The sequence below is a fragment of the Amycolatopsis sp. FU40 genome (assembly GCF_021903635.1).
Lineage (GTDB): Bacteria > Actinomycetota > Actinomycetes > Mycobacteriales > Pseudonocardiaceae > Amycolatopsis > Amycolatopsis dendrobii.
This window is the reverse complement of the sequence record NZ_CP091381.1, coordinates 4,911,983-4,924,798: the sequence shown is the minus strand read 5'-3', so window position 1 is coordinate 4,924,798 and position 12,816 is coordinate 4,911,983. Positions and strand designations below refer to the sequence as shown.

Annotated in this window: 8 protein-coding genes, 2 rRNA genes and 1 pseudogene; 3 read left to right on the top strand and 8 right to left on the bottom strand. The window is 64.3% G+C overall.

The genetic code is table 11. From position 1 onward, the window contains the following. Nucleotides 1–84: 84 nt before the first annotated feature. Entirely contained in the window at nt 85–1,674 is a 1,590-nt protein-coding gene (locus tag L3Q65_RS23520) for a transposase (protein ID WP_237600817.1), read from the top strand. A gap of 65 nt (nt 1,675–1,739) precedes the next feature. Here the strand turns inward: L3Q65_RS23520 and L3Q65_RS23515 are convergent, their stop codons facing one another. The 8 genes and pseudogenes from L3Q65_RS23515 to L3Q65_RS23490 form a co-directional block, all read right to left on the bottom strand. Then, complete coding sequence (locus L3Q65_RS23515; RefSeq protein ID WP_237600816.1) at nt 1,740–2,621, bottom strand: IS5 family transposase; 882 nt, start codon at nt 2,619–2,621, stop codon at nt 1,740–1,742. A 120-nt stretch (nt 2,622–2,741) separates the two neighbouring features. After that, nucleotides 2,742–3,494: an SDR family oxidoreductase gene (locus L3Q65_RS23510; RefSeq protein WP_237600815.1), complete on the bottom strand. Its 753-nt coding sequence runs from the start codon at nt 3,492–3,494 to the stop codon at nt 2,742–2,744. 8 nt (nt 3,495–3,502) lie between these two features. Beyond that, a complete protein-coding gene (locus L3Q65_RS23505) occupies nt 3,503–4,318 on the bottom strand; it encodes an alpha/beta fold hydrolase (RefSeq protein WP_237600814.1) in 816 nt (271 codons plus the stop codon). Nucleotides 4,319–4,383: 65 nt separating this feature from the next. Then, on the bottom strand, nt 4,384–5,502 hold the full coding sequence (locus L3Q65_RS23500; protein WP_237600813.1) for an epoxide hydrolase family protein: 1,119 nt from the start codon (nt 5,500–5,502) through the stop codon (nt 4,384–4,386). After that, nucleotides 5,495–5,740: a hypothetical protein gene (locus tag L3Q65_RS47640; protein ID WP_370648204.1), complete on the bottom strand. Its 246-nt coding sequence runs from the start codon at nt 5,738–5,740 to the stop codon at nt 5,495–5,497. The genes L3Q65_RS23500 and L3Q65_RS47640 overlap by 8 nt, the downstream gene beginning before the upstream one ends. Continuing rightward, nucleotides 5,737–6,711, bottom strand: a complete 975-nt coding sequence (locus tag L3Q65_RS23495) for an RNA polymerase sigma factor (protein WP_370648203.1) — start codon at nt 6,709–6,711, stop codon at nt 5,737–5,739. Before L3Q65_RS23495 ends, L3Q65_RS47640 begins: the two co-directional genes overlap by 4 nt. A gap of 34 nt (nt 6,712–6,745) precedes the next feature. Continuing rightward, nucleotides 6,746–6,871, bottom strand: coding sequence for a hypothetical protein (locus tag L3Q65_RS47365; protein WP_255751383.1), 126 nt, complete (start codon nt 6,869–6,871; stop codon nt 6,746–6,748). 6 nt (nt 6,872–6,877) lie between these two features. Beyond that, nucleotides 6,878–7,363: pseudogene (locus L3Q65_RS23490) on the bottom strand (hypothetical protein); the annotation flags it as partial. A 467-nt stretch (nt 7,364–7,830) separates the two neighbouring features. Between L3Q65_RS23490 and L3Q65_RS23485 the strand changes: the two are divergent. Both L3Q65_RS23485 and L3Q65_RS23480 read left to right on the top strand, forming a co-directional pair. Then, nucleotides 7,831–9,350 (top strand): 16S ribosomal RNA (locus tag L3Q65_RS23485). A 296-nt stretch (nt 9,351–9,646) separates the two neighbouring features. Next, nucleotides 9,647–12,766 (top strand): 23S ribosomal RNA (locus L3Q65_RS23480). Together the 16S and 23S rRNA genes form the textbook arrangement of a ribosomal RNA operon. The last annotated feature ends 50 nt before the right edge of the window (nt 12,767–12,816 follow it).

Sequence of the window (12,816 nt, the reverse complement as noted above, 5' to 3'; positions counted from 1 at the left end):
GCGACCGGGCCGGAGTGATCATTCGCGCAGGTTGCGGGCTTGTCGGCGACGGGTGGCAACGGTATTACCTAAAGGGTGGCGTCAGTGATCGGGAAGCGCATCGGCGGGCGGACGTACTACTACTTCGCCGAGTCCGCGCGCGTCGACGGCAAGCCGCGCGTGGTCGGCCAGCGGTATCTCGGGACGGCCGAGGACATCGCGGCGGCGGTGGCAGGCGGCGGTCCGGAAGCGGCTGGTGCGCGGCACCGGTCGTTCGGCGATGTTTCCGCCGTGTGGGGGACGCTGCAGCGGCTCGACCTCGTCCGGCGCGTGGACTCCGTGGCCGGACCGCAGCGAGCTCGGCCGACGCTGGGGCTCCATGTCGCGCTTGCCGTGCTGCATCGGGCGACCGCGCCGGAGACGGAGTTCGAGGAGTGGTGGACTGGCTGCCTCGCGCAGGATCTGGTCCGGCCTCGGCCGCCCAAAGGGGCGATCACGACGGCTGGGCATTGGCGGGCGCTGCAGCGGCTCACTCCGGAGCGGATCGCTCGGGTGGAAACTGTTGTGGCGGAAGCGGTTCTGGAGCTTCTGGGCGATGACGGGACGGAGGCGCTGGCGGTTGATGTAGCGCAGTTCGCCGCGTTCACCGCCGCCGATTGCACGATGCCGTCGGCTTGTCAGGACGTGCTGGCCGGGCTGGGGCTGGTCGTCACGCGGGACGGGGCGATTCCGTTGGCTTCCAAGGTTTATCGGAGGGAGAACGCGCCGACTTTCGCTGCCCTGGCCGCCGAATTGGGGGAGCGGCACACGGTGGTCTTCCACTCCGGCCAGGCCGCGCAGCTCGACCTCGGCGCGCGGACCGGGTTTGTCGGGTCGCTTCCGTTGGCGGATCACCCGGAGTTGCTCGCGCGGCCCGCGTCGGTGCGGCGGCGGGTGGATCCGGAGCGGTTCGCCGGGCTGACTGCGTTTGACACTGTGGCGACTGTGGACGGTGCCCGCCGACGCGTCATCCTCCTCCACTCCGCGACGCTGCACGCGGCGCAGTATCGGGCGTTCACCAGTGAATTGAGCACTACTGTGCGGGAGTTGGACGGGCTGGCGGCTGCGCTGGCGGCCGGTACGCATCGCGGGGACCGGACTCAGGTGCACGCGGAGATGTCCCGGATCATCCGGGGGCGTCGGGTGGAGCGGGTGTTGAATACTTCGCTTACCGGGAGTCGTGCTGGGGAATTGCGGCTGGAGCGGCGGGTTGACGAGGCGGCGGTTGCTCGGCTGGCCGAGGAGTTTTTTGGCAAGCAGATTTTGGTGACTGACCGGGATTGGCCGGTTGCCGAGGTTGTTACCGCTTATCGGGCTCGGACGTATCTCGACTCGACGTTCCGGTGGCTGACCGGGTCCGCGGTGGCGGGGCCGTCGCCTCGGTGGGAGTGGAGTGCGCATCGGATCGCGGTGCATGCGTTGGTGTCGGTGCTGGCTGCGACGGTTACGCACGTGATGCGGCGGGAGGCGGACCGGGCTGGGATGAATCTGTCGGTGGCTGAGTTGCTGGATCAGTTGCGGGGGATTGGGGAGACCGTGCTGCGGCATCGGTCTACCGGGGGGAGGCCTCGGACGCGGCGGATTCTGTCTGATCGGACGGAGCGGCAGCAGGCGTTGTTCGAGTTGTTCGGGTTGGAGAGGTTCGCGCCCGGGTGAGCGGCTCGTCGCCCTGGCGGCGGGTCGTGCGGGAACCCTGAGAGGGTGTTGTGGAACCTGGGTGGTTAGTCGTTGTGGTCTTCTGCTAGGCGGCGTGCTGCTTCGGTTTCGATGGGGCCGTGGGGTTCGATGTGTTCGTCGGCGAGGCGGGCTGCCATGAGCCGGATCATCGCGAACTGGATCATCGCCTCGGCGTGCGCGGTTTTGCGTTCGTAGTCGCGGGTCAAGCGTCTGCACCTCGTGAGCCAGCCGAAGGTTCGTTCCACCACCCACCGGCGGGGCAGCACCTGGAAGCCTTTCACATCGGCGTTGCGGGGCACCGCCACGATCTCGATGTTCTCGTTCTCCTCGGCCCAGCGGACGAGGGTGGCGTCTTTGGAGTTGACGTAGCCGCCGTCCACCCACACCAGCCCGAGCAGCGGAAACCGTGCCCGGAGCCCCGCCAGCAGCAGCCGGGCTCCGGGACGGTCCTGCACCGACGCCGACCCCACGGACACGCCCAGGATCAGCCCGAGCGTGTCGACCAGGACATGTCGTTTGCGGCCCCGCACCCGTTTCCCCGCGTCGTAACCGATGTGTTCGCCGCCCTCGACGGTTTTCACCGACTGCGAGTCGAGGATCGCCGCCGAGGGCTGCGGGTCCCGGCCCTCACGGACGCGGACCCTGTCGCGCAGCACGTCGTGCACACGCGCCCAGGTGCCGTCCGCGGTCCAGGCCGCGAACACCCGATACGCCGTGGCCCACGGCGCGAGATCACGCGGCGCCAACCGCCACGCGCACCCGCTGACCAGCACATAACTGATCGTGTCGATCACCAGGCGACGCGAATGCACCGGCGGCCGACCGCCCAGGCCCGGATGAGTCCTGGGCAGCAACGGCTCCACCACCGCCCACTGCGCATCAGTCAACGACGAGTCATACCCCGGCTTGCACACACAGACGCACACCCGACCCGATGATCATCATCACCGCACCGCTACCACAGCCGACACACCGAACCGACCACCAGGTTCCACAACACCCTCTGAGGGAATCAGAGTCTCAGGGTTCCCCTCACGGACGTCGGCTCAGTTTTCGCGGTCGATGTTCAGCGCGGAGAAGGTTTGCACGACCGGCATTAGTTCGATGACGTTGATGTTCACGTGTTGTGGCTGGGAACTGGCCCAGAAGACGGATTCGGCGACGTCGTCTGCGGTCAGCGGGGTGGTGCCCGCGTAGACGTTGTTCGCCTTGGCCTGGTCGCCGCCGAAGCGGACGGTGGAGAATTCGGTGCCGCCTACCAAACCCGGTTCGACGTTCGTTACGCGGACGCCGGTACCGCGCAGGTCGGAGCGCAGGTTGAGGCTGAACTGGTGGACGAACGCCTTTGTCGCGCCGTAGACATTCGCGCCGGGGTAGGCGTAGCTGCCCGCGACGGAGCCGATGTTGATCACGTGTCCGGTGCCGCGTTCGACCATGCCGGGGAGCACTGCGCGGGTGAGGTGGACGAGACCGGTCACGTTGGTCTCGATCATCTGGTCCCAGTCTTCCAGCTTCGCCTCGTGCGCGGGTTCGAGACCCTTCGCGAGACCGGCGTTGTTGACCAGGATGTCGATCTTCGCCCACTCCCCGGGCAGTTGCGCGACGACGCCCGCGACCGCGGCGGGGTCGCGGACGTCGAGGACCAGCGGGTACACCGCGTCGCCCAGTTCGTCCGCGAGTGTCTTGAGCCGGTCGCCGCTGCGGGCCGCGGCGACGACCCGCGCGCCCTCCGCGACGAACCGGCGCGTGATCGCGGCACCGAATCCGGCGCTCGCGCCGGTCACCAATACGGTCTTCATGGAGTGCGTCACCGTTCTTCCGCGTGGTCCTGGTCAAGGAAGCGGCCGAACACGTCGTTGAACTCGGCCGCGCGTTCCAGGTTAGGCAGGTGCCCCGCGCCGTCGAGCACCACCAGCTGCGAGCTGGCCACGAGCTGGTGCAGCAGCTGCGCGTCGGCGACCGGAGTGAACTCGTCCTCGCTGCCCACCGCGACCAGCGTCGGCACGCTGACCTGCTTCAGCGAATCGCGGTAGTCCGGTCGCTTCGCCCGGGCCCGCAAGGCTGCCGCCGCGCCTGCCGCCGGTGCGTTGCGCATCATCTTCTGGACGTGCCCAGTCACTTCTGGGTTCTCGCGGAAGGTGCGCGGCGACACCATCTTCGGCAACAGCTCGTCGGCGTAGGAGGTCATGCCTTCCGCGAGCACCCGGTCCGCGGCCTGGTCGCGGGTCACCTTTCCTTCGTCGGTCTCGGGCTCGGCGAATGTGTCGGCGAGCAGCAGCGCGGCGATGCGCTCCGGGTGATCCCGGACGGTCTGCATCACGATCTGCCCGCCCATCGACAGCCCGCCCAGCGCTAAACGGCCGATGCCGAGGCGATCGGCCAGTCCGACGACGTCCTCGGCGAAATCTTCGAGCCCGCGGACCGCCGGACCGGTGCTTTCGCCGTATCCCCGCAGGTCAGGCACCACGACACGGTGCCCGTTGCGGGCGAGGTACTCGGCCTGCGGAGCCCACATCGACCGGTCGAACGGGTGCCCGTGCACGAGAAGCACCGGGGTCCCCGGCCGCGGTCCGAGGTCGTCGTAGGCGATCCGAGCGCCGGAGGGGAGAAGGACTGTCTGCATGTCCCCGACGCTAATCGGGGCGATTTCTCAGTGCAATAAGGTGCAATGTAGTCGGAGCAATGTTCTTACCGCAGCTTCGCGAAGAACTGCCGGACGTCGCCCGCCCACAGCTCCGGTACCTCCTGTGCCGCGTAGTGGCCGCCGCGGTCGTACTCGTTCCACGACACGAGGTTCCGGCGATGTTCGGTGAACACTCGGATCGACGGCAGGTCGCCCGGGAACTGCGCGACCCCGAGCGGCACCGGAGCACGGCCTTCGGCGGGCGTCTCCCGGGCTTGCTCGGCGTAGATCCGGATCGCCGAACCCGCCGTGCCGGTCAGCCAGTGGACCGTGACGTGGGCGAGGATCCCGTCGGCGTCGAGGCCGTGGTCGTGCATCGCCTGCGCCTTCCAGCCGAGCAGGCCGGCGGGGGAATCGGACAACGCGTGCGCGAGAGTCTGCGGCTGCTGCGCCTGGACGACGCCGTAGGACGCTTCGTCGGTGAAGTAGCGGTGGAACGCGTCCCAGGCGGCTTTGTCCTTATCGGACAGGTCGGCGATCCACTGTGGATCGTCGTCCGGCGGCGGATCCCAGGTCTGCGTCACGTGCGCGCCGATCACCTGGTCCGGAGCAATGCGGCCGACCTCCGGCGCGATCCCCGAACCCCAGTCGTTGCCCGCGGTCCCGTAGCGCTCGTACCCGAGCTGGCGCATCAACTCCGCCCACGCCCGCGCGATCCGCCGCGGACCCCAGCCGGTGTCGGTCGTCGGACCGGAAAACCCGAACCCCGGCAACGACGGCAGCACGACGTCGAACGCGATCGACGGATCAAGCCCGTGCGCGCGAGGGTTGCTCAACGGCCCGACCGCGGCCAGATATTCCGCCGCCGAGCCCGGCCACCCGTGGCTGAGGATCAACGGGATCGCGTCCGGCTCCGGCGAACGGGCGTGCAGGAAATGCACATTGCTGCCGTCGATCGTGGTCGTGAACTGCGGATACTCGTTGAACCGCCGCTCCAAAGCCCGCCAGTCGTAGCGCTGCCGCCAGTACTCGGCCAGCTCGCGCACCCGGCCAGTGCTGACGCCATATCCCTGGTCGCCGCCGGCCGGTTCCGGCGCCCACCTTGTCCGGTCAAGCCGTTCTCGCAGATCGACCAGGTCTGCTTCCGGGATCTCGAGCCGATACGGCCGGATCTCGTCAGTCATGCTCAGCTCCTTCGGAGAGCCGCCGGGCGCAGGCGTTGAGATACCGCACCTGGCGGACGTTGGTGGCGAGTTCGGCCGCGCGCAGGTACGCGCTCCGGGCCGCTTCGCGGTCGCCCGCCTTTTCCAGAAGATGCGCCCGCGCCGCATAAAACCGCCGGTCGCGGTGGTCCAGCGCGCCAAGCAGTTCAAGCCCGGCGGCTGGCCCGTCCGCCATCCCGACCGCGACGGCGTGGCTCACCTCGCGACTGGACTCGCCGAAACCTTGAGCAGCAGCCGGTAAAGCCCGACGATCTGCCGCCAGTCGGTCTCCGCCGCGGTGGCTGCCTCGTCATGGACCGCCGCGATCGCCGCCTGCAGCTGATACGGCCCGACCGGTCCGCGCGGCAACGCCGCCGTCACCAGCTCCACCCCGCGCCGGATCGACTCTGCCTTCCACCGCGTCCGGTCCTGCTCGTGCAGCGGAACCAGCTCGCCCTGCTCAGTCGCTCGCGCCGGCGACCGCGCGTCCGTCAGCAACATCAACGCGAGCAGCCCCGCGGCCTCGCTGTCGTCCGGCAGCAACGCGGCCGTCAGCTCGGCCAGCCGGATCGCCTCCCTTGCCAGGTCGCCGCGGCGCAAATCCGGCCCCGACGTCGCCGAATATCCCTCGGTGAAAATCAGGTACAGGACGTGCAGGACGGCTTCGAGCCGCTCGCCGCGCGCCTCTTCCGGCGGCATCCGGAACGGCACGCCGCTGTCCTGGACGGTCCGCTTGGCCCGGGAGATCCGGCGCGTCATCGAGTCCTCGGAGGTGAGGAACGCCCGCGCGATCTCGGCCGTCGTGAGCCCGCCGACCGCCCGCAAGGCGAGCGCGATCTGCGACGCCGCCGACAACGACGGATGGCAGCAGAGCAAAAGCAGGATCAAGGTGTCGTCCCCGGCCTGCTCGCCGATGTCCTCGCGCGCGGCGCGGACCTCCCGCTCCCGTCTTGCCTGGTCAGCGCGAAGCAGATCGATCAGCTTCCGGCTCGCGACCTGCAGCAGCCAGCCGAAGGGCCGCTCGGGAATCCCTGCCTCCGGCCACTGCTGGGCGGCTTTGAGCAGCGCTTCCTGGACCGCGTCCTCGGCCGGGTCGAACCGCCCGTAACGGCGGACCAGCGCGCCCAGCACCTGCGGCGCGAGAGTGCGCAGGGTGTCGTTGAGCGTGGCCGGGACGGAAGGGCCGGTCATCTCTGCCGCCTTGGTTCGGTCTTGTGGCAGGAGGTCAGAGTTCGTCTTCGCTGCCCATCACCGGCCGGACCACGACTCCGGCGTTCGCCAGCCGCCCCGGCGCCTTGAGCAGTCCCGCCGCGATCTCGGTCGCGCGGTCGAAACCAGCGCAGTCGACCATCCAGTACCCGGCGATGACCTCTTCGGTTTCGCCGAACGGCCCGTCTGTGACGACCGGAGCCCCGTCCCGCAGCTGGATGCGGCGAGCCCCTGGGTCTCGACGAGTTCTCCCGAATCGGCCAGCGCCCCGGTGAACCCGGCGAGGAAGTCGTCGACCGCCGCCACCTCCTGGGGCGTCGCCCCGCCTTCCTCGGCGCTGAGGTGGTCGTAGTCCTGCTGGTTGCCGTACGCGAGGATCAGGTACTCCATCGGATGCTCCCTCTGTGCTCTTGCGACCGGCGCTTGGCCGCCAGCCGGGGGAAGAACGAAGCTGCCTGCCCCAGACCGGACATGGTTTCCGGTGACCCGGGTCACTCGCCAGTCGCGACCGGCTCGCCGCTGATGATGCCCTCGAACCGTCTTGCTTCCGCGTGCGTCGCGCACGCGCAGGCCGATGTCCAGCGGCAATCCGTTTAGCTCGGCAGCCGACGCCGGTCGGGGCTCGGGCATTCACCGATAACGCGAGCCGCCCCGTTCTCCCGCATTACGGCATCCGCGAGCCGATAAGCCGCCGGAATCGCCGCGCTCTGGCCCGCCGACTCGCGGCCACGCGGCCCGCCGGATCGGTTGCAGTGGGCCTATTCGGCCGGTTGACCTGCGAAGATCGCATTAAGGGACCCCCCTGTTCCGGGCCGTTTTGAGCCGTGTAATCTTCTCTTCGTCGCCAGGGAAACCGGGCGGCCGCCGGGACACGAACCAAGCTCTCGCCTCTAGGGTGATTGAGTGGGTGTCCCACCAAAAACTGCTAGGAATGACCGCTTCGGTCAGGCTCGCCCTCGCGGGGGTCGGGTTTGGTTCGGGGTGTGTTGCTTGAGAACTCAACAGTGTGCTAGTGAACTAAGCCAGTAGAGCTTATATGAAACCCCCTCGTCGGGGTTTCCTTTGAGAATGATTGAGAAGTAGTCTCGATCGAACTGTTCATTGTTGGAGAGTTTGATCCTGGCTCAGGACGAACGCTGGCGGCGTGCTTAACACATGCAAGTCGAACGCTGAACCGGTTTCGGCCGGGGATGAGTGGCGAACGGGTGAGTAACACGTGGGTAATCTGCCCTGTACTCTGGGATAAGCCTGGGAAACTGGGTCTAATACCGGATATGACCTTTCACCGCATGGTGGGGGGTGGAAAGTTCCGGCGGTATGGGATGAACCCGCGGCCTATCAGCTTGTTGGTGGGGTAATGGCCTACCAAGGCGACGACGGGTAGCCGGCCTGAGAGGGTGACCGGCCACACTGGGACTGAGACACGGCCCAGACTCCTACGGGAGGCAGCAGTGGGGAATATTGCACAATGGGCGCAAGCCTGATGCAGCGACGCCGCGTGAGGGATGACGGCCTTCGGGTTGTAAACCTCTTTCGCCAGGGACGAAGCGCAAGTGACGGTACCTGGATAAGAAGCACCGGCTAACTACGTGCCAGCAGCCGCGGTAATACGTAGGGTGCGAGCGTTGTCCGGAATTATTGGGCGTAAAGAGCTCGTAGGCGGTTTGTCGCGTCGGCTGTGAAATCTGGAGGCTTAACCTTCAGCGTGCAGTCGATACGGGCAGACTTGAGTTCGGCAGGGGAGACTGGAATTCCTGGTGTAGCGGTGAAATGCGCAGATATCAGGAGGAACACCGGTGGCGAAGGCGGGTCTCTGGGCCGATACTGACGCTGAGGAGCGAAAGCGTGGGGAGCGAACAGGATTAGATACCCTGGTAGTCCACGCTGTAAACGTTGGGCGCTAGGTGTGGGCGACATTCCACGTTGTCCGTGCCGTAGCTAACGCATTAAGCGCCCCGCCTGGGGAGTACGGCCGCAAGGCTAAAACTCAAAGGAATTGACGGGGGCCCGCACAAGCGGCGGAGCATGTGGATTAATTCGATGCAACGCGAAGAACCTTACCTGGGCTTGACATGCGCCAGACATCCCCAGAGATGGGGCTTCCCTTGTGGTTGGTGTACAGGTGGTGCATGGCTGTCGTCAGCTCGTGTCGTGAGATGTTGGGTTAAGTCCCGCAACGAGCGCAACCCTTATCCTACGTTGCCAGCGCGTCATGGCGGGGACTCGTGGGAGACTGCCGGGGTCAACTCGGAGGAAGGTGGGGATGACGTCAAGTCATCATGCCCCTTATGTCCAGGGCTTCACACATGCTACAATGGCTGGTACAGAGGGCTGCGATACCGCGAGGTGGAGCGAATCCCTTAAAGCCGGTCTCAGTTCGGATCGCAGTCTGCAACTCGACTGCGTGAAGTCGGAGTCGCTAGTAATCGCAGATCAGCAACGCTGCGGTGAATACGTTCCCGGGCCTTGTACACACCGCCCGTCACGTCATGAAAGTCGGTAACACCCGAAGCCCATGGCCCAACCCGCAAGGGAGGGAGTGGTCGAAGGTGGGACTGGCGATTGGGACGAAGTCGTAACAAGGTAGCCGTACCGGAAGGTGCGGCTGGATCACCTCCTTTCTAAGGAGCACAACACATCCACGTTTCCCGGGATACCCGGGGCCAGAGGCGTGGGGTGGGCACGGTTTAACACCCGCACGCGGTGTTGCCGGGCTTGCTCAAGGAATTGTGGAACTACTGGTTAAGGCTCATCGCGGTGGGGACGCCGCCGGTTAGTACTGCGGCTTGCCGCGTGGAAGACCGGTCGCGGATCCGGGTGGTGGGTTGTTTGCTGGCGCGCTGTTGGGTCCTGAGGCAACACACGTTGTTTCTGGTGTGGTGTTTGAGAACTGTAGAGTGGATGCGAGCATCTTTGTGGTCAAGTTGTTAAGGGCACATGGTGGATGTCTTGGCTTCAGGAGCCGATGAAGGACGTGGGAGGCTGCGATATGCCTCGGGGAGCTGTCAACCGAGCTGTGATCCGAGGATTTCCGAATGGGGAAACCCAGCACCAGTGATGTGGTGTTACCCGCCGGTGAATATATAGCCGGTGCGGAGGGAACGCGGGGAAGTGAAACATCTCAGTACCCGCAGGAAGAGAAAACAAAAGTGATTCCGTGAGTAGTGGCGAGCGAAAGCGGAAGAGGCTAAACCGTTTGCATGTCAAGCTGTCAGGCGTTGTGCAGGCGGTGTTGTGGGACCCACCTTGGAGAGACTGACATTTCTCCGGATGTACGCGATGGTTAGCGGAACGCCTTGGGACGGGCGGCCGGAGCGGGTGAGAGCCCCGTACGCGAAAGCTGTTGTCGTAGGTCTTGGTGGTGTTCCCGAGTAGCAGCGAGCTCGTGGAATTTGCTGTGAATCTGCCGGGACCACCCGGTAAGCCTAAATACTTCCTGGAGACCGATAGCGGACGAGTACCGTGAGGGAAAGATGAAAAGTACCCCGGGAGGGGAGTGAAAGAGTACCTGAAACCGTGTGCCTACAAGCCGTCAGAGCTCACTTGTTGGGTGATGGCGTGCCTTTTGAAGAATGAGCCTGCGAGTTAGTGCTGCGTGGCGAGGTTAACCCGGGTGGGGTAGCCGTAGCGAAAGCGAGTCTGAATAGGGCGATTGAGTCGCGTGGTCTAGACCCGAAGCGGAGTGATCTACCCATGGCCAGGGTGAAGCGACGGTAAGACGTCGTGGAGGCCCGAACCCACTTAGGTTGAAAACTGAGGGGATGAGCTGTGGGTAGGGGTGAAAGGCCAATCAAACTCCGTGATAGCTGGTTCTCCCCGAAATGCATTTAGGTGCAGCGTCGCGTGTTTCTTGCCGGGGGTAGAGCTACTGGATGGTCTAGGGGCCTTACCGGGTTACCGAAATCAACCAAACTCCGAATACCGGTTAGTGAGAGCGCGGCAGTGAGACGGCGGGGGATAAGCTTCGTCGTCGAGAGGGAAACAGCCCAGAACACCAGCTAAGGCCCCTAAGTGTGTGCTCAGTGGGAAAGGATGTGGGATTGCCCAGACAACCAGGAGGTTGGCTTAGAAGCAGCCACCCTTGAAAGAGTGCGTAATAGCTCACTGGTCAAGTGGTCCTGCGCCGACAATGTAGCGGGGCTTAAGCACACCGCCGAAGCTGTGTCATTCGCACAATAGATCGGTGATTCCTTCGGGGGTCATCCAGTCGTGTGGATGGGTAGGGGAGCGTCCTGCATCCAGGGAAGCGGCCGCGGAAGCGAGTCGTGGAGGGTGCGGGAGTGAGAATGCAGGCATGAGTAGCGAATGCAGAGTGAGAAACTCTGCCGCCGGATGACCAAGGGTTCCTGGGCCAGGCTAATCCGCCCAGGGTAAGTCGGGACCTAAGGCGAGGCCGACAGGCGTAGTCGATGGACAACGGGTTGATATTCCCGTACCCGAGCATGTGCGCCCATGGCGAGGCGGTTGACACTAACCACCCGAAGCCGCGGTTGAAGTCTTCGGACGGATTCCGTGTGTGGAGCGTGGGACCTGATTCCGTAGTAGTCAAGCGATGGGGTGACGCAGGAAGGTAGCTCCGCCAGGCGATGGTTGTCCTGGTGTAAGCGTGTAGGCCGTCATGTAGGCAAATCCGCATGGCACATAGGCTGAGACGTGATGCGTAGCCGTTTGAGGCGAAGTGGGTGATCCTATGCTGTCGAGAAAAGCCTCTAGTGAGTGCATGCACGGCCCGTACCCCAAACCAACACAGGTGGTCAGGTAGAGAATACCAAGGCGATCGGGTGAACTGTGGTTAAGGAACTCGGCAAAATGCCCCCGTAACTTCGGGAGAAGGGGGGCCAAGCATCTTGAAGTCCCGTGCGGACGGAGGGGTGGTTGGCCGCAGAGACCAGCGGAAAGCGACTGTTTACTAAAAACACAGGTCCATGCGAAGTCGCAAGACGATGTATATGGACTGACGCCTGCCCGGTGCTGGAACGTTAAGAGGACCGGTTAACTCACTTTGTGGGTGAAGCTGAGAATTTAAGCGCCAGTAAACGGCGGTGGTAACTATAACCATCCTAAGGTAGCGAAATTCCTTGTCGGGTAAGTTCCGACCTGCACGAATGGCGTAACGACTTTCCGGCTGTCTCGACCACAGGCCCGGCGAAATTGCATTACGAGTAAAGATGCTCGTTACGCGCGGCAGGACGGAAAGACCCCGGGACCTTTACTATAGTTTGGTATTGGTTTTCGGTTCGGCTTGTGTAGGATAGGTGGGAGACTGTGAAGCGCTCACGCTAGTGGGTGTGGAGTCGTTGTTGAAATACCACTCTGGTCGGATTGGGAATCTGAACCTCGGACCATGATCTGGTTCAGGGACAGTGCCTGATGGGTAGTTTAACTGGGGCGGTTGCCTCCTAAAGGGTAACGGAGGCGCCCAAAGGTTCCCTCAGCCTGGTTGGCAATCAGGTGTCGAGTGCAAGTGCACAAGGGAGCTTGACTGTGAGACAGACATGTCGAGCAGGGACGAAAGTCGGGACTAGTGATCCGGCACCTCCTGGTGGAAGGGGTGTCGCTCAACGGATAAAAGGTACCCCGGGGATAACAGGCTGATCTTGCCCAAGAGTCCATATCGACGGCATGGTTTGGCACCTCGATGTCGGCTCGTCGCATCCTGGGGCCGGAGTAGGTCCCAAGGGTTGGGCTGTTCGCCCATTAAAGCGGCACGCGAGCTGGGTTTAGAACGTCGTGAGACAGTTCGGTCCCTATCCGCCGCGCGCGCAGGATACTTGAGGAAGGCTGTCCCTAGTACGAGAGGACCGGGACGGACGGACCTCTGGTGTGCCAGTTGTCACGCCAGTGGCATGGCTGGTTGGCTATGTTCGGAAGGGATAACCGCTGAAGGCATCTAAGCGGGAAGCCTGTTCCAAGATGAGGTATCCCACCCCATGTGGGTTAAGGCCCCCAAGAGACGATTGGGTTGATAGGCCAGAAATGGAAGCACAGTAATGTGTTGTCGAGTTGACTGGTACTAATAGGCCGAGGACTTGCCCACAAAGATCGCTCGCATCCACTCTACGGTTCTGAAACACCACGCCGGCTGTC

Coding starts and splice junctions, on each gene's coding strand:
- L3Q65_RS23510 (WP_237600815.1), bottom strand. CDS start 3,494: ATGAAGACCGTATTGGTGACCGGCGCGAGCGCCGGATTCGGTGCCGCG.
- L3Q65_RS23505 (WP_237600814.1), bottom strand. CDS start 4,318: ATGCAGACAGTCCTTCTCCCCTCCGGCGCTCGGATCGCCTACGACGAC.
- L3Q65_RS23500 (WP_237600813.1), bottom strand. CDS start 5,502: ATGACTGACGAGATCCGGCCGTATCGGCTCGAGATCCCGGAAGCAGAC.
- L3Q65_RS23495 (WP_370648203.1), bottom strand. CDS start 6,711: ATGACCGGCCCTTCCGTCCCGGCCACGCTCAACGACACCCTGCGCACT.
- L3Q65_RS47365 (WP_255751383.1), bottom strand. CDS start 6,871: ATGGTCGACTGCGCTGGTTTCGACCGCGCGACCGAGATCGCGGCGGGA.